At 53.2% G+C, this 24,802-nt stretch carries 20 protein-coding genes; 8 read left to right on the top strand and 12 right to left on the bottom strand.

The window, feature by feature from the left end; translation table 11 throughout:
• A partial coding sequence (locus B5D58_RS10100) for a transposase (RefSeq protein ID WP_143779570.1) occupies window positions 1–348 on the top strand: 348 nt, incomplete at its 5' end.
• Between the two features lie 85 nt (window positions 349–433).
• On the opposite strand, the gene B5D58_RS10105 is transcribed toward B5D58_RS10100, so the two are convergent.
• The 4 genes from B5D58_RS10105 to B5D58_RS10120 form a co-directional block, all read right to left on the bottom strand.
• On the bottom strand, window positions 434–1,048 hold the full coding sequence (locus B5D58_RS10105; RefSeq protein ID WP_011111335.1) for a DUF1294 domain-containing protein: 615 nt from the start codon (window positions 1,046–1,048) through the stop codon (window positions 434–436).
• A gap of 92 nt (window positions 1,049–1,140) precedes the next feature.
• Entirely contained in the window at window positions 1,141–1,680 is a 540-nt protein-coding gene (locus B5D58_RS10110) for a HEPN domain-containing protein (protein WP_011111336.1), read from the bottom strand.
• Window positions 1,681–2,010: 330 nt separating this feature from the next.
• A complete protein-coding gene (locus tag B5D58_RS10115) occupies window positions 2,011–2,367 on the bottom strand; it encodes a YraN family protein (RefSeq protein ID WP_011111337.1) in 357 nt (118 codons plus the stop codon).
• Between the two features lie 106 nt (window positions 2,368–2,473).
• The gene (locus tag B5D58_RS10120; RefSeq protein WP_234989059.1) at window positions 2,474–4,423 is read right to left on the bottom strand and encodes an ABC transporter ATP-binding protein; all 1,950 of its coding nucleotides are present in this window, start codon (window positions 4,421–4,423) and stop codon (window positions 2,474–2,476) included.
• Window positions 4,424–4,443: 20 nt separating this feature from the next.
• Between B5D58_RS10120 and rsmI the strand changes: the two genes are divergently transcribed.
• Complete coding sequence (gene rsmI / locus B5D58_RS10125; RefSeq protein ID WP_011111339.1) at window positions 4,444–5,322, top strand: 16S rRNA (cytidine(1402)-2'-O)-methyltransferase; 879 nt, start codon at window positions 4,444–4,446, stop codon at window positions 5,320–5,322.
• Between the two features lie 21 nt (window positions 5,323–5,343).
• Here the strand turns inward: rsmI and B5D58_RS10130 are convergent, their stop codons facing one another.
• Window positions 5,344–6,534 (bottom strand): AraC family transcriptional regulator, encoded by a 1,191-nt coding sequence (locus tag B5D58_RS10130; RefSeq protein ID WP_143779571.1) that lies wholly within the window; start codon window positions 6,532–6,534, stop codon window positions 5,344–5,346.
• A gap of 141 nt (window positions 6,535–6,675) precedes the next feature.
• Here B5D58_RS10130 and B5D58_RS10135 point away from each other — a divergent pair, with 141 nt between their 5' ends.
• The gene (locus tag B5D58_RS10135; RefSeq protein WP_011111341.1) at window positions 6,676–10,275 is read left to right on the top strand and encodes an autotransporter domain-containing protein; all 3,600 of its coding nucleotides are present in this window, start codon (window positions 6,676–6,678) and stop codon (window positions 10,273–10,275) included.
• 77 nt (window positions 10,276–10,352) lie between these two features.
• Here B5D58_RS10135 and B5D58_RS10140 read toward each other — a convergent pair whose 3' ends face one another.
• Genes B5D58_RS10140 through B5D58_RS10150 form a run of 3 tightly spaced genes read right to left on the bottom strand, consistent with a single transcriptional unit; the run spans window position 10,353 to window position 12,328 of the window.
• Complete coding sequence (locus B5D58_RS10140; protein ID WP_234989060.1) at window positions 10,353–11,807, bottom strand: putative sulfate exporter family transporter; 1,455 nt, start codon at window positions 11,805–11,807, stop codon at window positions 10,353–10,355.
• A 30-nt stretch (window positions 11,808–11,837) separates the two neighbouring features.
• Window positions 11,838–12,116, bottom strand: coding sequence for a DUF5395 domain-containing protein (locus tag B5D58_RS10145; RefSeq protein ID WP_041356511.1), 279 nt, complete (start codon window positions 12,114–12,116; stop codon window positions 11,838–11,840).
• Window positions 12,113–12,328 carry a hypothetical protein gene (locus tag B5D58_RS10150; protein WP_011111343.1) on the bottom strand — a complete coding sequence of 72 codons (216 nt, stop codon included), beginning with the start codon at window positions 12,326–12,328 and terminating at the stop codon, window positions 12,113–12,115. Before B5D58_RS10150 ends, B5D58_RS10145 begins: the two co-directional genes overlap by 4 nt.
• Window positions 12,329–13,297: 969 nt before the next feature.
• Here B5D58_RS10150 and B5D58_RS10160 point away from each other — a divergent pair.
• Both B5D58_RS10160 and pyrC read left to right on the top strand, forming a co-directional pair.
• The gene (locus B5D58_RS10160; protein ID WP_011111344.1) at window positions 13,298–13,996 is read left to right on the top strand and encodes a hypothetical protein; all 699 of its coding nucleotides are present in this window, start codon (window positions 13,298–13,300) and stop codon (window positions 13,994–13,996) included.
• Between the two features lie 96 nt (window positions 13,997–14,092).
• Window positions 14,093–15,142: a dihydroorotase gene (gene pyrC, locus B5D58_RS10165; RefSeq protein WP_011111345.1), complete on the top strand. Its 1,050-nt coding sequence runs from the start codon at window positions 14,093–14,095 to the stop codon at window positions 15,140–15,142.
• Window positions 15,143–15,169: 27 nt separating this feature from the next.
• Here the strand turns inward: pyrC and B5D58_RS10170 are convergent, their stop codons facing one another.
• On the bottom strand, window positions 15,170–16,426 hold the full coding sequence (locus B5D58_RS10170; protein ID WP_011111346.1) for a sensor histidine kinase: 1,257 nt from the start codon (window positions 16,424–16,426) through the stop codon (window positions 15,170–15,172).
• Window positions 16,426–17,118: a response regulator transcription factor gene (locus tag B5D58_RS10175; RefSeq protein ID WP_011111347.1), complete on the bottom strand. Its 693-nt coding sequence runs from the start codon at window positions 17,116–17,118 to the stop codon at window positions 16,426–16,428. Before B5D58_RS10175 ends, B5D58_RS10170 begins: the two co-directional genes overlap by 1 nt.
• A 148-nt stretch (window positions 17,119–17,266) precedes the next feature.
• Here B5D58_RS10175 and B5D58_RS10180 point away from each other — a divergent pair, with 148 nt between their 5' ends.
• Both B5D58_RS10180 and B5D58_RS10185 read left to right on the top strand, forming a co-directional pair.
• Complete coding sequence (locus B5D58_RS10180) at window positions 17,267–17,845, top strand: Fur family transcriptional regulator (protein ID WP_011111348.1); 579 nt, start codon at window positions 17,267–17,269, stop codon at window positions 17,843–17,845.
• A gap of 232 nt (window positions 17,846–18,077) precedes the next feature.
• The gene (locus tag B5D58_RS10185) at window positions 18,078–20,297 is read left to right on the top strand and encodes a TonB-dependent receptor (RefSeq protein ID WP_011111349.1); all 2,220 of its coding nucleotides are present in this window, start codon (window positions 18,078–18,080) and stop codon (window positions 20,295–20,297) included.
• Between the two features lie 151 nt (window positions 20,298–20,448).
• Here B5D58_RS10185 and mnmH read toward each other — a convergent pair whose 3' ends face one another.
• Both mnmH and selD read right to left on the bottom strand, forming a co-directional pair.
• The gene (gene mnmH, locus B5D58_RS10190; RefSeq protein ID WP_011111350.1) at window positions 20,449–21,606 is read right to left on the bottom strand and encodes a tRNA 2-selenouridine(34) synthase MnmH; all 1,158 of its coding nucleotides are present in this window, start codon (window positions 21,604–21,606) and stop codon (window positions 20,449–20,451) included.
• Window positions 21,599–22,648 carry a selenide, water dikinase SelD gene (gene selD / locus B5D58_RS10195; RefSeq protein WP_041356517.1) on the bottom strand — a complete coding sequence of 350 codons (1,050 nt, stop codon included), beginning with the start codon at window positions 22,646–22,648 and terminating at the stop codon, window positions 21,599–21,601. The genes mnmH and selD overlap by 8 nt, the downstream gene beginning before the upstream one ends.
• Window positions 22,649–22,845: 197 nt before the next feature.
• Here selD and B5D58_RS10200 point away from each other — a divergent pair, with 197 nt between their 5' ends.
• Window positions 22,846–24,786, top strand: a complete 1,941-nt coding sequence (locus tag B5D58_RS10200) for an ATP-binding cassette domain-containing protein (RefSeq protein ID WP_011111352.1) — start codon at window positions 22,846–22,848, stop codon at window positions 24,784–24,786.
• Window positions 24,787–24,802 lie beyond the last annotated feature (16 nt).

Consider the following 24,802-nt stretch of genomic DNA (forward strand, 5'->3'; position numbering starts at 1 on the left):
CAGGCCGGTGATGCGCCAGAAGGACGAAAGTTGCTGAAAACCCTGGAGAATAAGGGATTCTCTGACACTCACGTGATCATGGATAAAGCGTATGAAGGGGATGAAACCCGACAGTTGGTACTTGATCTGGGGATGATTCCAGTGGTGCCGCCAAAAGCAAATCGTGTGTCACCCTGGGAGTACGACGTTGAAATGTACAAAAAGCGTAATGAGGTGGAACGGCTGTTTCGTCGCCTGAAGAGATTCAGAAGAATCTTCTCTCGCTTTGACAAGTTGGATTCAGTTTTCCGATTCTTCATCCATTTCGCTCTGATCGTAGATTATTTAATTAGTGTTAACAGGCCCTAGTTAACCGGCCGTCGGAGTGCCGAAAGCGTGGAGGGAACCTGCAAGTGCAGCTTCTTGGCGGTCCGCTCGAAGCGACGGTTAGCCCTCATGCGGTACCTAGCAAAGAGTTAAGGGTTCTTGTACCTGAAGGCGATAATAACCAGCCGAGTGCTCCGCAGTTGAGTATGACGGTAACCCAGAACGTGGTTTGGAATGACGCTTTGGCTGACTTGTGCCGAAGTAGTCGCTGTGCGGCCAGAGCACCGGGCCAACCACCGAGAAGGGCGAATAAATGCAATGTACTTTCCTGGATTCGCCATTGATTCCGTAAGGCTGCGGATTTGTCGAATGCGTAGGCGAAGAAGGCAACGATACTTGCAATGGTGTAAAACGCGAGGACAGGACTGGGAAGCCGGCCAGCGACGACGACACCAACGACAAAGATCAGGAAACAAACAGCGAATAGTGGGGGAAGGCTGCTGCGGCTCGGAGCCTTAGGCGGTGTGGGCTGTTCGCCAACAAACGCGACAGCTTTCGCTTGGGAGCGGCCTTTACTATCGACCGTGAGTTCATAGGTGACGAGTTCGTTTCCTTCTGGCCGGCGCTGCCGGCTGGAAAACGAGTTGATATGTACAAAGATTTGCTCTCCGCCGCCGTTGGGTGTGACGAAGCCAAAGCCTTTGTCATCCTTCCACGTGGTAATTCGGCCTTGATAACGCATATCGATTTGATGAGAGGGCTAACATCTAAATTCACCGGTGCGCCGCCGCAGCGCGTAGCGCGGAGGTGTCCGCCCCAACGGCTGGTTAGATTTCATTTTGTGATCTTGGCCTTTTCGGTGGCAGCCACAAGCCCCTTTAGGAATCGGATTCCCTTCTCCAGCTCGTCGCGTTTAACTTTGTGGGGTTCGGCGCTTGCATGAAGAGCGGTGTTTGCCTTATGGGCGGCGTCCCCGCGTTTAGCCACCAGTGAATCCAGCACTTTCTTCGAGGTGCTACTGTCGTAATTCTCCCACACCCAATCCTTGGTGATGTCCACGTCGAAGTAGTCGATAAAGATACGCCGGGTACGTTCATCATTTGGGTTGAAAAAACGCTTGAGATCTTCCTCAAGACGGCGCCGTACAAATTTTCCTAGAGGGCTCCCTTCTACCGCTTGAAGCCACGTGTCAATCTCTGACTGGAGACGATCCTTAACGTAGGTTTCCCATGCCGCCAGTGCCATGACCAGTCCAGCGCGCTTCAAGACTTCGCCGTTGTGGCCGTTTGGCACTGTCTTCTCCGCGTCGTGCCTCGCGAGGAGATCCTCAGCGTCTCGGATGGCTCTTTCGAATGCGTCGAATGCTTTGGTCATGGCTGGTAATGAAATCTAACGTTTATGCACCGTAAACGGTGCATACTTCTTTGTAAAAGGGTGTATAACAAAACTCATTATTCAGTAAGGTTCTGAGTTAAAAAGAATTTAATAAATTAAATATCGCGATCTTCTGTTTTGATGACACCTTGCTCATTCGATCAGCTTCGCGGCAGCCTGCTACTCTGAGCAGGAGAAAATCAGCTCCTTTAAAATTTCAGAAATGAGGTTTCAGGTATTTTGCTGCGTTTGCAGTTGATCTTAATCAGCGAGCAAAGGAGGAATTATCTGTTTATTGCGGTGAGAATGAGGGTGACTGATATCCTGCCATCAGCTTTCATCAAACGCGTTTCTGATCCATTCGATTTCATTTTCCCGGTTGCCACTGATCAGGACTGCATCGAAGCGGCAGGGAAAGTCACCTTCATGTCCCGCCAGATAATGACGGGCGGTGCGTATCAGTCTGGACTGCTTGGCAGCGGTGATGCTGGCGGCTGCGCCACCAAACCGGTCACTGGAGCGCATCCTGACTTCAACGAACACTACTGTATCGTCCTCCCGCATGATCAGGTCGATTTCACCGAAGCGGCAGCGGTAATTTTTTTCCAGCAACGTCAGTTTCTGCTGCTGGAGAAAGGCAGCGGCGCACTGCTCGGCATCACTGCCTTTGTTTCCTGCGGATGACATGGGAGTGTCAGTAACTATTGGCAAAGGGTTCTGGATTGTTTCATCCTTTCAGGATTCGCAAAGACAGTTTTTTACGGTTACGCACCACATTCGGAAGAATCCATTTTTATCCATGCGCTCTCATCTTTTCTCCGGTTTGTACTTGCCACAGGTTGGTGTACAGACCGTTACGCGCCAGGAGGGCCTCGTGTGTACCGGTTTCCACTACTTCACCCTTGTCCAGTACATAAATGCAATGGGCATTACGGATGGTGGAAAGACGGTGTGCGATCACAATGGTGGTGCGGCCAACAGTAATCCGTTCCAGAGAACGCTGGATGGCTGCTTCTGTTTCATTATCCACTGCTGAAGTAGCTTCATCGAGTACCAGCACCGGCGGATTCTTGAGAACAGCACGGGCAATCGAGATGCGCTGTCGCTGGCCGCCGGAGAGTTTCTGCCCGCGTTCGCCTACGATGGTCTGATAATCATCCGGCAGTTCCATGATGAAATCATGTGCCTCAGCTGTTCTGGCTGCGGCGATGACATCTTCCATATGGGCGCCGGACGAACCATACGCGATATTTTCATACACCGTGCCATGGAACAGATAAACGTCCTGGCTGACCAGACCGATCGATTTGCGCAGATCATGCAGGCGCAAATCACGGATATCGTGACCATCCAGCAGAATACGTCCTTGTTGCGGCTCGTAGAAACGGAGCAGCAGTTTGACTATCGTACTCTTGCCGCTGCCGGTAGCCCCGACCAGTGCAATTGTCTGGCCGGCATGAACAGTCAGGGAAAGATGGTTCAGTGTCGATGCGCGCCGCTCATAGTTGAAGCTGATATCGTCAAAAATGATTTCGCCGCTGACCTGTGCCGCGGGTAGTGTTTGCGGCCCGTCTGTAATGGTCGGTTGAGCCTGTAATAAATCCAGCACGCGGTGTGTGGAGGCCATCGCGCGCTGGTACAGATCGAGTGTTTCCCCCAGGCGAGTGAGCGGCCACAGCAGGCGCTGGGTCATGAATACCAGAATGCTGTACGCGCCGACATTCAGTTCGCCGCCAGCAGCCATTAGCCCCGCTGCAATCATGATGGCACTGAAACCGAGTGCGATCACCATACGGATGATCGGTACAAAGGCAGCACTGAGGGCAATCGCGTGCTGATTCTTTTCCTGATAGATCTGGCTTTCGCGCTCAATCTGGCGTAATTCATACGGTTCAGTCGTATAACTTTTGATGGTGGCAATGCCGCCAAGATTATTGGACAGATAGCTGTTCAGAATGCTGACCTGTTCGCGGACGGCCATATAGCGCGGAGCAATGCGTTTCTGAAACAGGTAGGAACCGGCCACGACGAATGGCATGGGCAATAACGCCATCCATGCCACGCCAGGTGTCAGGTAGATGAACATGCCACCCACTGTGATGACGGTGGTCAGAAGCTGAATGAGGTCATTTGCTCCGACATCCAGAAACCGCTCCAGCTGATTGATGTCATCGTTCAGGATCGCCATCATCCCGCCGGTGCTGCGTGCCTCGAAGTAGGCCAGCTCCAGTTTCTGAACATGATCATAGGCATCCAGGCGCAACGTATGCTGAATACTCTGCGCCAGGTTGCGCCAGCAGAGCTTGAGCAGATATTCCCAGATGGATTCGAATCCCCAGACGATGAGGGTGATCGTAGCCAGTATCCAGAGCTGGGTCGAGACCTCCGGAAATCCCAGCCGGGCAAATACCGAAGATTGCTGATTGACGACGATGTCTACTGCCATCCCTATCAATACCGGCGGCGCCAGATCGAACAGCTTATTGAGAATCGAAAATAATGTAGCCAGCCAGATACGGCCGCGAAAAGCATGGCCGTAGCGCAGCAGGCGAATCAGCGGAGCGGATGAATGATTGGACATAAGAACGGTGGTTGGTTTGAATTGGGATTGAGCAAATCCGAAAGATCGGAAGCGGTATGGAACAGCCTTATCTGTTTTACCGGCAGCATCCGGCACATTGGAAAAAGCGGGCAACTGCCGTATAGTGCGCCCACACCCGCCGAAAACACCGGGATCAGCCATTTTCAGTCAGGGCCACGAATATGCCAGCTGCAGCAGGAGTATCCAAAGGGACATTATATGTGGTTGGTACCCCCATCGGGAATTTGCGCGACATTACCCTGCGCGCATTGGAAATATTGTCTGCGGTCGACTGTATTGCGGCTGAACACATTCAGCATGCGCAAAAGCTGCTGGCAGGGCATGCTTTGCATACCACGTCTACCCGTATCATGCCATTACATCAGCATAACGAAGGCAGCGCGGTGGAGAAAATCATCGAACTGCTGGGGAGCGGCAAATCGGTCGCCCTGATCTCCGATGCGGGCACTCCGGCGATTTCCGATCCAGGCGCCTTGCTGGTGCAGCAGGTACTGGCGCGAAGCCTCCCGGTCGTGCCCATTCCTGGCGCCAATGCGGCGTTGTGTGCTTTATCCGCATCCGGTCTGATTGCACCGCATTTTTTCTTTTATGGATTTTTACCGGCAAAAAGCGGGGAGCGTCAGCGCAAGCTGGCCGGTTTGAAAACGCTATACGCCTGTATCCTGGTTTTTTATGAAGCACCGCACCGTGTACTCGAATGTGTTGCGGATATGGTTGCCGTATTGGGTACCACCCGTGAAATCACGTTTGCCCGTGAACTGACCAAGCTATTCGAGACGATTCATACCTGTGCGCTGGGAGAAGCGCTGGACTGGCTGCAGGCCGATGAAAACCGGCTGAGAGGCGAGTTCGTTCTGTTGCTGGCGCCGGCAGAAGAACCTGGGCAGGAGGACATCAGCCCGCAAGCTGTACATGCGCTTGCCATCCTGCAAAGAGAACTGCCTTTGAAACAGGCGGTGCAACTGGCTGCAGAAATTACCGGTGAAGGCAGAAAAAAGCTCTATGCCCGGGCGCTGCTGGAACGAAAAACGGAAACATAGACAATTATCCACTCGCAATGATCATGAGTCACAATCTTTTTCTTTCCTGCGATTAAACTCGCGATAAATGCTCGGCGCCACGCCGATCCAGCGCTTGAAGGCGAGATTGAACGCCGGGAGTGCCGTATATCCCAGCAGGCCACAGATGTTGCTGATGGGAACATCGGTCGTTTCCAGCATCTCGCATGCAAGTGATTCCCTCACCTTGTCCAGGATCGCCGAAAAGCTGGTGTTTTCCTGCTGCAGCAGGCGCTGCAGCTTCTTTGGACTGAGTCCCAGCGATACCGCGAAGTACTCGAGATTGCACAGGCTGGTATTGAGCACGATCGGGATGCCAGCGGCGACGGTTGCCGCGACCGACTGATCATAGAGCGGCATCTTGGCAATCCGGTAACGCAGATAGAGATCGAGCAATGGCTCGAGTCCGGCCAGGCGACCATTGGTCGGTCGATTGAGATATTCATGCGGGAATACGAGCTCGTTGTGCGCAGCTTCGAACTCGACCGGGCAGTCGAAAAGTGCTTCATGCGGTTGCGTGTCACAAGGACGGGCATGGCGGAACCGGATGAGATGGGCTTTTTCATCTGTAGCATCGATCACGGTTCTGGCCATTCGGTAGAATGTAGCGACCAGTCCTTCTGTCTGCTGGCGCGGGGATTTTGCCAGGGGATCCTTCAACAGCCGCACGTATGCGAACGGGCCGCCGTCCCTGATCAGTAACGGAACCCAGGCATTCGTGTAGTAGCGCGCGTAGCGCTCGCATGCGTCAAGCCATTCTTCAAAGGTGTGCGTGATCTGTGAAAGAAAGATTGCTGCTCCTGCGGTGGGATAAGTATTCGGCAGCGAAAAAGCATGATCCAGGCCGAAGTTCGGACGTCCTAGTTCCTGCGCCGCTAGTTCGCAGAATATACCCTGGCGGGGCCAGGAGATGAGTATGTCGGGATTGCTGAACGCTTCCCTTGGCAGCCCTGCCTGGTCGGCCAGGGTATGGAGATCACCACCGGATGAATGGACGAGATCATCGAATCCAAACAGGCAATTCGGACGGATGTAGGGCTCTCGCCGCCCAATCATTCTTTTGTCTGCCAGAAATCTTCTCCTTCTTTTTTGGGCCGCACCTCTACCTGATGGGCGCGAACAATCGTGAAGGGAAGAAATATAGCGGATAAAACCTGCATCGGAATCGCAGGTAGCCCCTTGATTGGGCTTCAATGTCTCAAATTATGAAGTATAAGGGGATGAAAATTAAAGAATCCCGGCGAAGCACTTAATAATCCCGGACCTCATAACGATTAAGAATTCGGTGACAACCGAAAATAGTATCCCGTTTCGTTATGAAAAAGATGTGCCCGTATGAAATTTTCCACAATCCTTACCTTCCTGAGTGGTACCACCTTCGTATATCCTGCCGCATTTGCGCAAAGTATCATCGCCAGCGGTAATATTCTTCCCGGTATCCCGGCGCCGCCTCTTGCGCTATGGCAACCTGCCAATTTACGTGTGGGCGTGAATGCAGCGGGCACGCTTTCCATTACCGATGGTGGTATGGTTGCCGGTCCGGGTCAGGCGCTCCTCGGCTCTGCCGTTGGTAGTTCTGGCACGGTGATGGTCAGTGGTAATGATTCCCTGTTCTCCACCGTATTGCAAATGCACGTGGGTAGTAGTGGCACGGGCACTCTCAAGATTGAGGACAGGGGCACCGCCAATATCGGTACATTCCTTTATATCGGCCGTTTCATTGGTTCCGATGGCCTCGTGACTGTGAGCGGCGCGGGATCGAGGCTGACCAACGGCAACATGATGCAGGTCGGTAGCGAAGGCACCGGCGCTTTGATCATCGAAGATGGTGCAACGGTGAACAGCACGAACGTGACCCGGATCGGCTGGAGCTCGACAGGTATAGGTACGGCTATCGTTCAGGGTTCCGGTTCAAGCTGGACAACGAACAACTCGATGTCCGTGGGTTTCGGCGGCTCTGGCAGATTGCTGATCGTAGATGGTGGCGCTGTAAGCAATGTCGAAGGCTTTGTCGGCCGCGAGACCGGATCGACCGGCGAGGTGACGGTCTCAGGCGCGGGTTCTTCCTGGTCGAACAGCGCGGCCCTTGAGATCGGCAGTTTCGGCATGGGCGAGTTGATGGTCGAAGACGGTGGTGCACTCAGCAACACGGATGGCCGGATCGGGCGGGAGGCCGGCGCTATCGGTACCGTGACGATCAAGGATGCGGGTTCCACCTGGAGCAACACGGGTACGCTCTACATCGGCGATCTCGGCAAAGGTACGCTGACTGTTGCCGATGGCGGCAAGGCGAATATCGTGGCCAGCTTCGTGATTGGCCGCCAGGCGGGCGCCGAAGGTCTCGTGACCTTAAGCGGCGCGGGATCGAGCCTCATCAACACCAGTTCCACGCAGGTCGGCGGCGCGGGCAAGGGTACGCTGATCGTCGAGAATGGCGGCGTGGGCCAATCGAACAACCTCTCGGTCGGGGTCTCGTCAGGCAGCACCGGATCGGTCGCGGTTCGCGGCGCCGATTCACGCTGGATCGCAGGCAGCATCCTGACCATCGGCGCAAGCGGCCATGGCACGCTGACGATCGAAGACGGCGGCTCGGTCACCAGCACTCTGACCACTATCGGGTCCAACACTTCGGGTCTCGGCGAAGCGACCGTCTCAGGCGCGGACTCCACCTGGACCAACAGCGGCGCCCTCATTGTAGGAGCACTGGGCAACGGCACGCTCACCGTCTCAGACGGCGGCATGGTTTCGAATGCAACCGCAGGTATTGGCGTCGGTACAGGCCGCCAGGGCGTGGCCCTGGTTTCCGGCGCTGGCGCACGCTGGATCAACAGCGGTGATTTAACCGTCGGTACCAACGGCAGCGCCACCCTGACCGTCGCAGACGGTGGCCATGTTAGTGTCGGCGGCGGCAACGGCATTGTTCATGTCGCTGAAGCCGCGACAGCAAATGGCGTGGTGAATATCGGGGCTGCGGCGGGTAGTGCGCCGGTCGGGGCCGGCACGCTGGGCGCCGCCGAAGTTCGTTTTGGCGACGGCACCGGCAGGCTTAATTTCAATCATACCGATAGCGCCTATCTCTTCTCACCCGTCATCACCGGAAACGGGGCGCTCAATCACTATTCCGGCACGACCATCCTGACCGGCGACAACACCTATAGCGGTTCTACGATGATTGCGGGCGGTGTGCTCCAGCTCGGCAATGGCGGCACGAGCGGCTCGGTCACCAGCGACATCCAGATCGACAGCACAGGAACACTGCGCATTGATCGTTCAAATGACTGGACCTATGCAGGTATCCTTTCCGGGACTGGCGTCTTCGATCAATTGGGCACCGGTACGACGATGCTCACCGGCAACAGCGCTGCTTTTAACGGTACGACGACGGTTACGAATGGCCGTCTGATCGTTGGCATGGGCGGCGCCGGGACGCTCGGCGGTATGGTCAATGTGCTGGATGGCGCAACACTTGGCGGTTCGGGCACGGTCGGTAGCGCCGGGGCCGACGTCACCATCCTTGGCGGCGGTGTGCACGCGCCGGGTAACAGCGTTGGCGTTCAGACCATTGCCGGCAACTACGTCAATTACGGCACACTGCGAATCGACGGTACACCGGCGGGGACGGACATGCTCATTGTGCAGGGTGGCGTCGATATTACCGGTGCCACCCTCGATCTCCAGCTTTCTCCTCCCGTGGCGTCGGGCTGGAATATCATCAACGGGCCGTTCACTATCATCGACAAGCAGAGTGCCGGCGCAGTGGCTGGCAGCTTCGGCGCGGTCAACAACAATCTGTTGTTCCTCGATCCATACGTGAATTATGCTGGTGGCGATGGCAACGATATCACGCTCGATTTCGTGCGCAATGACGTTGCCTTTGCATCGGTCGCGCTCACTCCGAACCAGATCGCGACGGGCAGGGGAATTGGTACGCTGCCTTATGGCCACCCGATATGGAACACGATTGCGCTCATGAGCGATGAGGTCGCCGTGCGCCGGAGCTTCGACTTTCTTTCGGGAGAAATCCATGCCACTGCATCCAGCGTGCTGCTCGAAGAAAGCCGTTTTCCGCGCAGAGCAGTCAATGACCGGCTTCGATCCGCGTTTGACACAAATACCGACACTGCATTCTGGGCACATGGCTATGGGGCCTGGGCCGGTTGGCAGAGTGATGGCAACGCTGCCTCCCTCAAACGCGATACTGGCGGGTTGCTCCTGGGCCTCGATGGTCAGCTTGGCAACTGGCGGACAGGCGTCATGACCGGCCGTAGCTGGACTGGTGTGACGGTTGCTGACCGGGCCTCGACCGCCGAGGCCGGAACGTGGTATGCCGGTCTCTATGGAGGCACCCAATGGGGCGATCTGGGCTTGCGTCTTGGTTTGTTGCATGGCGAGCATGACATCGACACCCGGCGCACGGTTGCCGTCCCCGGTCTTTCCGGAACTTTGCGCAGTACTCATGGTGCGAGTACGACCCAGGCTTTCGGAGAGCTGGCTCACACCCTCCATTTTGGCATTGTGCGCTATGAGCCATTTGCTAACCTCGCCCATATTCACACACGTTCGAACAGGTTTACCGAAACCGGGGGCAGTATGGCTCTGGCCGGCCGACGCAGCACGATGTCTGCGACTGTCATGACGCTGGGCCAACGCATCGAAGCTGCACATGTTTTCCGCGGGACAGGCATCAGAACCGTTGGCATGATCGGTTGGCAGCATGTTTGGGGTGATGTGATTCCGCGTTCGACCCATCGCTTTTCCATGGGTGATCCCTTTACCATCGCCGGTACGCCACTCGCACGCAACAATCTGCTGGTCGAGGGCGGGTTCGAATTGTCACTGGGCAGGCGTGCGGCGATTGGTGCCAGCTATACCGGCCGCTTCGCACATAACGGGCATGATCATGCCGCTACTGCAGTGCTGCGCATCGGTTTCTGACGATTAGCGACGATAATATGTGCTTTTTTAGCAAGCGATCTGTTGTCACCGCTCGTCATTAGTTTTTGCGCAATTCTTCAGAGAACGGGCGGCATCATGCCGCGATGAAATATCCATGCAACCCCGTAAGCAATCGGGGCAATGATGCCGAACAGCGCAATTGCATAGAGTAATGCCAACTTCCCCATTCCTTTGAGCTTGCTGAAGTCAGTTATGATGCCGATGCTGATAAAGGTGAGCATGAACATCATGTTACGCATTGGCCCCTCGACTGCGGCAGCAGCTTTATGCAAGGTTTCAGCGGCTTCTGATCCGCTGGAGGCGAGCATGATGTACGAAAACCAGACCAGGAGATAACCCAGTACAAATTTCGGGAACCGGTGCCAGATTTCCATCAGTCCGATTTTGGACTGGCCGGGTTTGCGTTCTACTTTATATACCCACACCAGCGCCAGAACGAAGGCCCAGACACCGATAAACATATCGATCCAGATTTTCGTGGTCAGTGATGCCATCAAAATCCAGCCTTCTTTCCATACGATGCCCAGGTTGGCCTCGGCATTGGCACGCATCAATTCATCCAGCATGGCTCCGGCAGCTGCATCGGCACCATCTGTCTTGACTGTCAGCCCCAGAGCGGAGCCGTTGACGATAGGCTGCTCCGGTGCTATTGCCGTATAAAACCCCGGCAGGATGATGAGTTCGAACATGGCGAAGATCACGACCAGAATCGAGACGAATGCCGGAAGTGCCGGGCGGGCACGAATGGCACCGGCGGTGGCGATGGCAGCCGATATGCCGCAGATGGAAATGCCGGAAGAAAGGACCGCTGCGGCATCACGTGATAAATGGAATACTCTGCGGCCAAGCGCATAGACGATCGGCCAGAACAGCATATAGGCGACAAAAGTAGCCGCAACCCCGGTCATGACCAGTTCTGTAATGAAACCGGCTGCTTCGATGGACATGACGCCGATTTTGATACCCAGGAATACGATTGCCGTTTTGATGAACCATTCCGGTTTTGCTGCTTCGTTGAGAAATCTGGCGGTATTTTTGAAGAAATTGCCGATGACGAGCCCGACCAGCAACGCCAGCAGGTAAGAAAAACCGCTGCCGAGAGACAATCCCCAGGACAGGCCATATTTGTCCATTTCATAGACAGAGGCTTTGAAATGAGCTTCATTGCCGATGATCCAGATGACCCAGGTCATGATGAAAAGAATGGTCCAACCGATAAAAAACTGTTTCAGGTCAAATTTCATCGACCATGCTGCCAGACAGGTCAGGGCGGTAAATACCAGATAAGTCACCAGTAACGACAATGCCGGATGCCATTCCGGCTTGCCACTGGATTTCAGTACGCCTTCGATGGAAAATTTTTCCCATACCCAGGTGTCGGGTTTGGCCATCCAGCCGGTCAGCTCCCATCCCCAGAGTGAACTGACGCTCGCCATGAACATGATCAATCCCAGCCAGACTGCCCACCAGTCTTCCGTTCTGGCCATACCTGAATACCATTTGTCATTCATTGCATTCATTTCTTGCTTGTTTCCTCGTTTTTATTGCACCACTGATACAGGTGATTTCAAGTCCAGACGGATGTAACGGTTGAAGTAATGGTAGGCGTATTGGCGTATCCAGGCGGGAATGCAGCTATGATCGAAAATCATGAATACTGTCACGCAGCTATTTTCCGGAAATAATTGCCTGTCCAGCAGATACCGGATCAGAGCCTGATCCAGTTCCGCCAGGGTTTGTCCGCAAGCTTCGAAGTCCTGATGGTATGCGATCCATTTGATCCCATCATGTATCAACCGAACTTCCAGATCAGCTTTCATTTTTGTCCCGGAAGGAGGAACCAGTCCACCAGAATACCCAGAATGACCAGTGCCGCGATACCGATTCCTATACTCCACAGGCACAGGCTGGTTTCCCAGCTTTCCCAGGGCTCGGGCTCTCCCAGCACGGACTGATCGGGTAATAATCTGCTCATGTCATTTTCGAGAGACTGGCTGTAGGTCTCGTTATCTGCATCATTGGGTGTCGTCATCGTCGTTCTCACATAGAAAGAGAAAGTATTCCTTTTCAGAAGGATTCATTTCATTCACATTTGGTCGAGGCAGGCTTCCGGATTTTCCGGGAAGGATGTCATCCTATCCCGCATGATCGGCGTTTGATTCGCACAATACGTATCTCGCACTGGCCAAAGATGTAGGGCGAAGTTACCTTTCAACCTTATCATAAATAATCTCGTATCCGGAAACGAAAGAAGCTTGTTTATGGATCATCCTGTTTCTAAAGCAGTGCAGCTGAATGAGGCTGAAACAGGATGATGACCCTCTGATAGTAGCGTATTACATGAAAATACGAACAAAGTCGGGTGGAACCGGAATTTATTCCAATTGATTACCGGAGAAGTTTGTTTAGTCCGGGATGGGTTGTTGACAATGATTCTCATTATCTGCTATTTTTCGAAAAAATCGGATTTGCATATAAATGTTTCTTGTTGCAGCCGGCTGATTGGCTGACAGTTTCAAATTTCCGATAAATATTTTTTCACGGCCGGGAAAGCATTCTCTGGTTTTCTACCCGGCCGACGCTTTCTGCCAGCTTTCGCCTGTTTTTTGCCAAGCCAGCCTCGTATTTCGATATTGCCAGCCAGACCCTGTTTTCGGTCCGCCAGCCCTTGGGTGGGAACCTCTGCACGAATCCCACATGGCCGCACACTGTGTTTTGCGGATGGAATGCAAGGCGAGTGAGGTAGTGAATGGTGACCCCTTCACGACGAACTCAACGCTGCAGTCCGTCTGCAAAATCAGTGCCCTCAGGGTTGTGGCAAAATCACGCGCTCGCTGTGTCGTGCGCCTCGGCATCGTAGAATAACTACGACCTTCGTTGCGCTCCTTGCGATCATCATGATTTTGCCCGCAATGCGGTTCATGGAGGATTCGTGCAGAGGTTCCTTAAAAATCCGTCAGTACATGTCGTGCTGTCAGTTTAATTTCAGGAGCGTAATCGTATGTTGTCTTTATGCAGAATCATCATCAGTCTCTTGCTGGTCGGCTTGAGTGGTCAGGCTGCTGCCGATATTTCCAACAGCCCGAATCCTTATGATGCCGGGTATGGTTTCGATACACCGGATGAGGCCGGCTGGGGTGGCTGGATGCGAGGTGGTGCAAGTACGCTTTATGCCGAGTGGGATACCATTTCCGATGCCAGTTATGGTGGTAGTGGTGATCGGACAGCTGCGCCTGATATAGGTACCCATAACGTGGCTGATGCTTATCTTAGTTGGAACCCGGGTGTTTTTGTCACCAGCACGGGTAATCTCATTACCCCTAGTGTAGTGCAAGAATTCTTCATTCGTATATCGCCCGTATCTTTGTTCAGCGGCCCGCTCGTCGTTGCATTGCAGGTCGAGATGTGGGGAGATGAGCCTGCTGCGCCTCTGCTCAATGGTCTTGCTGCATCCAGCTGGACCAGGACTTTCACGGGCACTTCCGTGACCGATCATGATTTGAACCAGTATCTTGGGCTGTGGTATTTTGCCAACACGGTAAATCATTTCGAGTTTGATCTTACAAATCAACCGTTTATATCGCTTGCGCAAGTGGCGGTGGATATCGCCCAGGTATCGGAACCGTACATGCTGGCTATCATGCTGACTGGCCTGATTCTGATTGGATCGATGACACGGTACCGCAGCAGACCAATCTGAGGAGCAAAGTCTGCGTGATGTTCCGGATTCCATGACGTATGCCACCCGGATGACATATAGTGGCTGATTCTTACTTTGAATCAGCGAGGCAACAAATTGAACGACACAGCAGACAAGCTGACTTTTACCCGTCCGGATGACTGGCACCTGCATTTGCGTGACGGTAACGCCATGCGGTCGGTGTTGCCCGATACCGCCCGGCGTTTTGCGCGCGCCATCATCATGCCGAACCTCAAGCCGCCCATCGTGACGACTGAACAGGCAGCTGCCTATCGTGTCCGTATTCTGTCTGCTTTACCGGCTGAGCTGGCCGGGCGGTTCGAGCCGCTGATGACGCTATACCTGACGGATACGACATCACCCGAAGAAATTACTCGGGCTCAGGCAAGTGGTATCGTGCAAGGTATCAAGCTCTACCCTGCTGGAGCGACCACACATTCCGATGCGGGTGTCACGGATATTGCACGCTGCGAGGCTACGCTGGAGAAGATGGAAGAGCTCGACATGCCTTTACTCGTGCATGGAGAAGTGGTCGATCCTGCAGTGGATGTTTTCGACCGGGAAAAAATTTTCATTGACCGGGTACTGACGCCGCTACTGCAACGCTTTCCCGGGCTGCGAGTGGTATTCGAACATATCACTACCAGAGAGGCAGTCGAGTTTGTGCAGACGGCTCCAAACCGGATTGCTGCCACGATTACCGCACACCACCTGATGCTGAACCGGAATGCCCTGTTTACCGGCGGATTGCGTCCGCATCATTACTGTTTGCCGGTACTGAAACGGGAAATACATCGTCAGGCACTGCTGGAAGCAGCGACCAGCGGTCATTCCAGATTCTTCCTTGGTACCGACAGCGCACCACATCCGGTCAGAGACAAAGAATCAGCCTGTGGGTGTGCGGGTATTTACAGTGCTCATGCAGCCATCGAATTTTATGCCGAGGTATTCGAACAGGCTGGCCGGCTCGATCGACTGGAGGCTTTTACCAGCTTTCACGGCCCCGATTTCTATGGTTTACCACGTAATACCGATCGGATTTCCCTGATCAGGGAAAGCTGGCAGATTCCGGAGCAGGTCGAATTGGGTGAAGAAAAATTGATCCCCCTCAGAGCAGGGGAACACGCTCGCTGGAAACTGGCATGAACCACTGTCGACCGGATACCGGGAAGATCAACGGAAGGTGAGTGTGGCTTTGGTGCCACCGGATTCCAGACTGTCGATATCCAGGCGCCAGCCCAGATGAGCGCATGCCCGGGCGATCAGTTCGAGCCCAATGCCACCGGCTGCAGCGGAGCCAGCACGTGCAAGCTGTGTATAAATACGACTGCGTTCGCTTTCTGAAACACCATGCCCGGAATCCTGAACGGTGACACCGGAACCGGTGGTGATCACACGAATCGTACCGTGCTCGCTGTTTTCAATCGCATTGCGGACAAGATTGCCGATGGTGGCACTCACAATCTGGCGAGGAGCGTGGATTGAACAAGGGGGCGTTGTGATGATGTCGAAAGCCAGTTCCTTTGATCCGGCCAGCAGCCGATGATCCTGGACGATGGAGGGTACCAGCTCAGCCAGGTCGACCAGTTCCATCATCGACTGCAGGCGTGCAGGGTCTCTGGCAAGAGCGAGGAGAAGTGTGACCAGATTCTGCATTTCGTGAGCCGTTGCCAGGATGCGGCGCAGGTGTGCTTCGGTTGAATGCGGTGATACCAGGGGGTCGAGTGCCACCTCGGCGGTACTGACGACCACGGCAAGCGGGGTGCGCAATTCGTGACTGGCCATGCGGATGAATTTGCGCTCGCGCTCCACGAAATCGTCGATCTGCACGAGATAGGAATTGAGCCTTTCAGCGATGACCTGGGCTTCTTTCGGGGCATGTGGTTCAATTTGTACACGCTGTCCGTTCTGATCGGGTGACAATTCTGCAATTGCTCGTGCAAGGCTGTTCAGCGGTCGTACCAGTCGTCTGGCACCGAAAATCGTAACCAGAACGAGGATACATACCAGTACAGCAGCGGATCCGAGAATCATCCAGATGAGCTGCCGTTCCACTCTTTCTATGTTCGTAATGTCCAGTGTCATCACACTGCGATCCGGGCCGATACCACTCGCCAGCACGACGAATTGTTTCTTTTCGACAGATATTCCGTCATGAACTCCTGCTGGCAGATCGAATTCTGCAGGAATGGGTGTATCGCTGCCTTTTCCAAAGAGTCGCAGCAGCTCCGTGTCATCCCATCGGTAACCGGCTTCGGTGCGCTGGCATTCCAGGAAGTATTCGAACTCACTCCGCAGCAGTGACTCCCAGATAAGGTGTTCCACATTTTTGATCACGGTCACGCCGTAGGTTGCTATCCCGAGTGAAAGCAGCAGTGTGTACGCCAGCATTCCGAGCATGATCTGTCGTCGCAGGCTTTTGGTCGCCATCAGTTTTGCTCCTGCACAGCAAGGCGATAGCCGACACATCGAAGTGTGTGCAGCAGTTTTTCTTCCTGCTCTCCGTCCACAGCTCGCCGGAGTTCATACATATGTGAGCGGAGCACATTGCCTTCCGGTGGCTCGTCACCCCAAAGCGTTTCTTCGAGTTCAGGACGAGAAACGACTGACGGGCTTGCGCGCATCAGTACTTCCAGAAGCCGTCGCTCACTTGCGGACAGTTGTATCTGCCGTGATCCGCGCCATATATGCTGAGTATCCAGATCGAATGAAAGGTCGCCCACAGTGAGCTTGCGCCTTCTGCCACGACTTCGGGCAAGCAGCGCTTCGATACGCACCTCAAGCTCTGCGAACGCGAATGGTTTAATCAGGTAGTCATCCGCACCTGCTCTGAATCCGGAAATTTTGTCATCGAGATCGTCGCGAGCGGTCAGCATGAGGATGGGTATATGGCAGTCCCGTGCACGCAGAGCGCGGATGACATCTACTCCTTCCTTCGTTGGCAGCCCCCAATCGATGATCAGCGCATGGTAATTCCCCTGCTGTGCAAGCGTAAGACCAGCAAGACCATCCTGGGCTGCATCCAGCAGGTATCCCCGCGGTTCCAGGTAGGCAAAAAGGTTGGCAACGAGGCTGGCATTATCCTCGAGGATGAGAATACGGGCTTGAAAAGAAGGATTCATGGTTTATTTCAGACGTTGCTGACAAAACGACGACATTTCGGTTTGTATCATAGCAAAAACACGAACGATTTCTGTTTATATTCATAGTGCCATACGGTAGAGAGTGCCGTGGGCTGATTGTACCGTGCGAGTGTGGAGGGGATAAATAATGGGTTCCAGAGCGGGTCATCCTTGTTCTTTGAAGTTGCAGGCAGCGGGTTTGCGCTCCACATCCACACGATTGAGCATACTGAAAGTCCTGGAGGCTGATTCGCAAAGATGGATTGAAGGTGAGGCGATCTTCAGGGAACTGATTGCACGCGGGACGACCATCAGCCTGGCAACTGTATATCGTGCGCTCAAGGATCTCGATCATCGCGGGGTGCTGTTACGTGAATGGCGCGTCGGGGCCAGTGGTGGAAAGGCTGTCTACAGGTTGAGCTCGCATGATTTGCAAGATCGTAAAGGAGCCATCGTATGTCGTCAGTGTGGAGCCAGTGTGCCTATGGACGATTCTGTATTACTGCATGAACACCTGAGACAACTCGCTTCCAGGCATGGTTTTGTCCTGACGGAACAGCCCGTGACGATTCATATGACCTGTGGTCGTTGTGCAGGGGCGTCAGACAAAAAGGCTCTTCATGAAAAGAATACTTCTCCGACACTTCAACATTCCATGCCATTACTCCCTGCCAGGCGCCGAAAGAATAAGGCATCTGATGTGACCTGGCCAATTGAGTGCGAGTGAAATGAACAGCCAAAATGAAGGGGCGTATGTGCTATACATTTTTCCGGTATTCCCGGCAGCAGGGAGGGGCATCACACCCGATCCAGCGGATGGGCACGATTCAAAAACAGGAGTATTCAGATGAAAAAACAATGATTGTCACCTGATTGATACTCATATTTTCTTTGTATTTACTATTTTTATAACAAAAATTTGGTTTTCAACCAATTATTTAACTTAAGGGAGATTGAAAATGGCAAAGGTGTCTTCTCGTTCATGGGGGATATTCCCGATCAGGCCGGTTGTATCTGCATTGACACTGGCTTTTGGTGGGATGGCAGGTGCAAATGCAAGTGAGCCTGTGCCGCTACCTGAAATCAAGGTCAAATCAGGGAAAACCAGTGAAAGAAGCAATGAATACAAGGTAGATAAATCTGCCAGTCAGAAATTTACCGCTCCGCTCATTGATACACCCAAATCGATCACTGTCATTACCGATGAAGTCATCAAGGATAGCGGTTCGCTGACGTTCCAGGATGCGCTGCGGACCACACCGGGGATTACTTTCGGTAGTGGTGAAGGGGGTATTGCGTCAGGTGATCGCCCGTTCATTCGTGGATTCGACGTTTTTTCATCGATTTATGTGGATGGTTTACGCGATCTCGGTACTCAGACACGTGAAATCTTCGCAGTCGAGCAGATGGAAGTACTGAAAGGCCCGAGCGGTAGTTTTGACGGTAGAGGTTCTGCAGGGGGTAGTATCAATATCGTCACCAAGCAGGCGCGGGCAGGCAACTTTTTCAAGGGTTCTGCCGGGCTCGGTACCGAAAAATTCAAGCGCGGGACAATCGATGGTAATTATACGATTGGGGAAAATGTTGCTGTCCGTCTGGTAGGAATGGCACACAAAGCGGATACCCCGGGACGTGATGGCGTCGATGTTGAACGCTGGGGGTTGATGCCTTCCATTACTCTGGGACTGAATACCGCGACCAGTGCTACCTTCAGCTGGTATCACTTTGAAACGGATGATAAGTCGGACTGGGGAATTCCGTTCATTCAGAATACTGCAAATGGCGGCATTCCGGAAGGGAAGCCGGTGGGTTCCAGAAGCGCCTGGTATGGTGTTAAGGGCCGGGATTTTCAGGATACTTCAGCCGATATCGGTACATTCAAAATTTCACATGCATTCAGCGATAATCTGGTCGTGCGCAATACTACGCGCTATAGCATCACGACCAATGAATTCTTCGTCGGTCGCCCTAACATCAGCAGTGCTGATTTTGCAGCGGGCCTTGTGAACAGGGACGCTACGAGAAACCGTGGCACCAGAACCGAGACGGTTGCCAACCTGACGGATGTATCGTTCATCTTTGATACCGGGTTCATCAAACATAGTTTGAATGCCGGTTTCGAAGTCAGTTGGGAAGATTACCGGAATCGCACTTATGCCGGTGGTGCGATTATCAACCCGGCTGATCGTCTAACGCCGCTGGGTAATCCTGATTCATCAGTTGCGTTCGATCCCGTCACCCGCAACGCGTATCCCAGTGCGGAAATAGAAGCTCATAATAAATCGGCTTATATATTCGATAGTATGGAGCTGACAGAAAAAATACTGTTCAATGCCGGTATTCGATTTGATAATTATCAGGTCGATTTACAGAATCGCAATGCCAGTACCGGTGCCAATACGACTTCTTTCAAGCAAAACAAAAGTTTCTTCAATTATCAGGTAGGGGCTGTTTATAAGATGCAGCCCAATGCGAATATTTATGCAGCCTTTGCCACATCTTCTTCACCTGTCGGTTTGTCCATGGGAGATTTCGGTTATGCGGGCGGTGATCTAAATGCTAATACAGAAAGTTTGAAGCCAGAACGTACCGAAACTTATGAAGTAGGTACCAAGTGGCATGTATTGCACGATCTGGCGCTGACTGCCGCAGTGTTCCACACGATCAAAACCAATGCACGCGTCAACGTGGGCCCATCTGTTGAGAATGCAGGTAGAGCTGTAGTGAATGGTTTTGAACTTGGTTTTGCAGGGAATGTGACTGATAAGTGGAATGTATTCGGGGGGTATACCTTCCTCGATGCGGAACAGACTCGGGTAGGCGACAGCACCGATCAGAATGCAGTGGGTTCAGCCGGCAGTAAAGGTAAACAGCTGCATGGCACTCCCAAACATGCTGCCAGCTTCTGGTCTACCTACAAGGTGTTGCCACGTGTAACGCTCGGTGGCGGGTTATTCTATACCGGCAAGGTATATGCTGATCCCAGTAACAATGGCTATCTCCCGTCCTATGTGCGTTTCGACCTGATGGCAAAATATAACATTAGCCAGAATCTGGACGTGCAGTTGAATGTTCAGAATCTGACGGACAAACGTTATTTCAATACGACCTATTTTCGCCACTATGCTATACCGGCACCGGGACGTGTTGCGTTTGTCAACCTGAACTTAAAATTCTGATGTTGTATGGCCGGCAGATAAGTATCCTGCCAGTCGGGTGAATACAAACCTGGGCAACCTCTGCGGGAATTTATTTCCGCAGAGGTTGTTTGGCTGTGACCAGATGTGCCGCTATTGGGCTCAATATTGCGGGACTGCGTAATATAGAGCCTTATTTACGAGCCTGAAGATAATCCATTACGGCCTGCCCCGATCCTTTGAAACAGGGGTTTACGCGACGGCGCTGCAGTGATCCGAGATACAGTGGGTCGTAGTAGTATCTCACCAGTTTTTCGATCCAGATTTTGTTCGATTGAATTTCATTTTTGTTTTCAAAGTCGGATCGTGCATTTTCCAGATCTTCTGACACTTCCTGAAATCTGTCTCCTCCCAGTTTCTTACTGATTGCCTGCAAGGCACCGGCGTATTTGTCAAATAGCTGCCTTGCCTGCTGACGCAGTATTTCCCGAGTTTCAACCGTTGAAGCCAGTGGCGGGATCGCTTGCCGAATCCGTTGTGCCTGGCCGATCGGTGTAGTGAGGATGTAATCCTCAAAAATGTTATCTACTCGGGTGGCAAGGGGTTCATCTACCCAGATGATTTCCGAATTGCGCAGATGATGGAAAAAACTGTCAGGCAAATATACTTTGCCGGTATGCCGGCTTTCATCTTCCACGATTACCGGTTCAGACAGGTTGTTTTGTTCCAGCTTGAGCAGGTTGACGGCCAGGTGGTTTTCGAAATCGATTTGTGAAGGTTGAGGAACAGACATTCCGCCGAAGGCGGAGCCGCGATGCCGGGCAAGGGCTTCGATGTCGAGGACTGGATGACTGTTGCTGATGTCGTGGATCAGCCGAGTTTTGCCGCTGCCCGTCGGCCCGGTAATCACCAGCAGTTTACGATGTTCACTGAACCGGTCGATGGTACTGATTAAAAATTGTCTTGCCCGTTTATAACCGCCGGTGATCAGGGGGCTGTCAATACCGGTATCCCTCAGCCATTGCTGTGTGATCTGTGAACGCTTGCCCCCACGGAAACAATACAGTATGGCTCGAGGGTGCTGATGGATGAAATCGAGCCACTGCTGCAGTCGATTTTGTTTGACTGAACCCGAAACCATCTCATAGCCCAGTTTGATGGCCGCTTCAGAGCCTTGTTGCTTGTAGGTGGTGCCGACAAGGGCACGTTCCTCATCGTTGAGGATGGGCAGATTGACTGCACCGGGCAGAGATCCTTGCGTGAACTCGACGGGTGCACGTACGTCGATCAGCGGCGTATCTGCTATGAATAAGGCCGTCAGGTCATCGATGCCGATGTCTGGATTACGCAAACTGTACCGCTTTGTCTTGATGGGGGTGAACGGTTCCCACTATGACGGCAGACGGGAACCGGGTGTGCAACGCCTGCAGCATGGTCTGACTGGTTTCGGGTGCTACACTCAGCAGCAAACCGCCGCTGGTCTGCGGGTCATGGATCAGTAGTTTATGCAGCGCATCCAGTGTTGAATCGTCGATGTGTGGTGTGGTGTATTCCGCGTTTGTCCGGTGTGCTTTGGTCAGGCAACCGTTTTCCAGGCAATGGAAAGTCTTGTCAAACCGGGGGAGGTTGCCGGTTTCGATGCACAGGGTGACATCACTGGCATTCGCCAGTTGCATGGCGTGGCCGGAAAAACCGAATCCCGTGATGTCGGTGGCAGCGTGAATGGATGCCTGTAAATCCGGCGACATGCAGTCGATAGCGTTATTGATGGCTGTCATGCTATCGAGCGCTTCGATGATGTCTTCCTCACGCAGTTGCTGTCGTTTCACTGCGGCTGTCATGGTGCCCGTTCCCAGCGCCTTGGTCAGAATCAGATGATCTCCGGGTCTGGCGCCAGCGTTGGTCCATACCTGACGAGGATTGACAAACCCGGTGACCGACAGGCCAAACTTCAGGGTGTCATCGTCGATCGAATGGCCTCCAACGAAATTGGCACCAGCTTCGGCAATCTTGTCGCTGGCGCCTTGCAGAACATCGACGATGACCTGTTCGGGCAGAGCCGCCAGCGGAAATGCCAGAATACCCATGGCTGTCACCGGTCTGCCGCCCATGGCATAAACATCGCTGAGCGCATTGGCGGCAGCGATTTCACCGAAAAGCTTCGGGGTATCGACGATTGGCGTGAAGAAATCCAACGTCTGTACCAGAGCAGTTTCTTCATTGACCCGGTAGATGGCAGCATCGTCGAAATACCGGCCATCCACCATCAGTGCGGGGTGCGCAGCTGGAAAACCGACCTGCTGCAAAATCCGGCGCAGTTCCGTTGCTGCAACCTTGGCAGCACACCCGCCTTTCTGTACCGTCTGGGTCAGTGCAATTTTTTCTGAGGGCATGATTGTTCGAAAGAGAAAGCGTTCTTGAGAGGAAGAAGGTATAGGGAATGAGGTTGATGTGTCAAATACTCCGGCAGTACCGGCCCATGGCAAATTCAGTGGAATTGCGGTTGTCTGCTGGCGGACTGAAACCCCATGGTCGGTGACGGTATATAATAGCGCCAGGGTTAACCTGTCTCGTTATCAATAATTCTGCCATGCCACTTCTTACGCTCGACAACGCCTGCCTGGCTTTTGGTCATCATGCTTTACTCGATCATGCCGCGCTTCAACTCGACCCGGGTGAACGGATCGGGCTGATCGGGCGCAATGGTGCCGGTAAATCCAGCCTGTTACGCGTTCTGGCAGGTGAGATCAAGCTGGATGATGGACAACTGTGGGTGGCGCCAGGGATGAATGTCGCCTACATCCCGCAGGAACCGACGCTGGATGAGAGCGCATCCGTATTTGCCGAAGTGGCGCGCGGCCTGGGTACGCTGGCGCAGACTCTGCTGGATTATCATGAAGTTTCTCACGCACTGGGAGAGGAGGGGGCGGATACCAAAGCACTGCTCGATCGCATGCAGCATTTGCAGGGAGTGCTGGAAGCCCAAAATGGCTGGAGTCTGCATCATAAGGTGGAAACAGTGATCAACCGGCTCGAACTGCCGGAAGATGCCATTGCGGGCACATTGTCAGGGGGGGCCAGAAAACGGGTGGCGCTGGCACGGGCACTGGTTGTATCGCCAAACGTGCTGTTGCTGGATGAACCCACTAATCATCTGGATTTTTCCTCCATCGAATGGCTGGAAGAAACATTGCAGAATTTTCCCGGCAGCGTGATTTTCATTACCCATGACCGGCGTTTTCTGGATAACGTGGCGACCCGTATCATTGAACTGGATCGCGGTGAGCTGAAAAGTTTTGCTGGTAATTTCTCTGCATATCAGCAAAAGAAAGCTGAATTGATGGAAGTCGAATCGGTTCATAACAGAAAGTTCGATAAGGTACTGGATCAGGAGGAAGTCTGGATACGCAAAGGCATTCAGGCCAGACGCACCCGCAACGAGGGCAGGGTAAGAAGGCTGGAAGCACTGAGATTGGAACGTGCTGCCCGGCGGGAGCGGATCGGTAATGTCAATTTCCGGGTGGATGCCGGGCAGCATTCCGGGCAGCTGGTCGCGGAACTGGAGCATGTGACCAAAAGTTTTGGAGATAAGACCATCATTCAGGATTTTTCCTGTCGCATCATGCGGGGTGATCGTATCGGATTGCTGGGCCCCAATGGTGCTGGTAAATCTACCCTGCTGAAACTGATACTGGGCGAATTGCAGCCGGATAGCGGGATGGTTCGGCTGGGTACCCGCTTGTCCGTTGCCTATTTTGATCAGTTGCGAGAGCAGCTGAATGAAGATATGACGCTGGTCGATTCCATCAGCCAGGGCTCGGAGTTTATTGAAATCGATGGTAAGCGTAGGCATGTCATCAGTTATCTGGAGGATTTCCTGTTTCCGCCTCAGCGTGCCCGCTCACCCGTGAAATCTCTGTCCGGTGGTGAACGCAACCGGTTGTTGCTCGCTCGCCTGTTTACGCGTCCGGCCAATGTGCTGATTCTGGATGAGCCTACCAATGATCTCGATATCGAGACGCTCGAATTACTGGAAACGTTATTGCAGGACTATACCGGCACACTTTTTCTGGTCAGCCATGATCGTGCCTTCATTGATAATGTGGTTACTCAGGCCATCGTATTTGAAGGAAACGGGCATTTGCGTGAATATGCCGGCGGCTATCAGGAATGGCTGCAATCCAGATCAGCTACGAAAGCCATCCGAAAAGAGAACAGTGATTCTCCCGTGCCGGTAGCCGGACTCGGCCAGATCAGGAAAGACAAGTCATCCCTTCCTGCCGGTTTGAGTTATCAGGAGACAAATGAGCTTGCAGCGCTGCCGGGGAAAATCGATGTACTCGAACAAGAGCAGATAGTGGTTACCCGGAAACTGAGTGATCCTGCCCTTTACAAGAATAACCATAATGAAGCAATGGAATTGCAGGCGCGTGCTGCAGCACTGGAAAAGGAGCTTTCCCTATACTATACTCGCTGGGAGGCGCTGGAACATAAGCAGACCATGGCAGAATCAGCCCGCAAGAAGAACTAGAAAAATAAATTTCCTT

The organism is Nitrosomonas europaea (assembly GCF_900167395.1).
GTDB classification, from domain to species: Bacteria; Pseudomonadota; Gammaproteobacteria; order Burkholderiales; family Nitrosomonadaceae; genus Nitrosomonas; species Nitrosomonas europaea.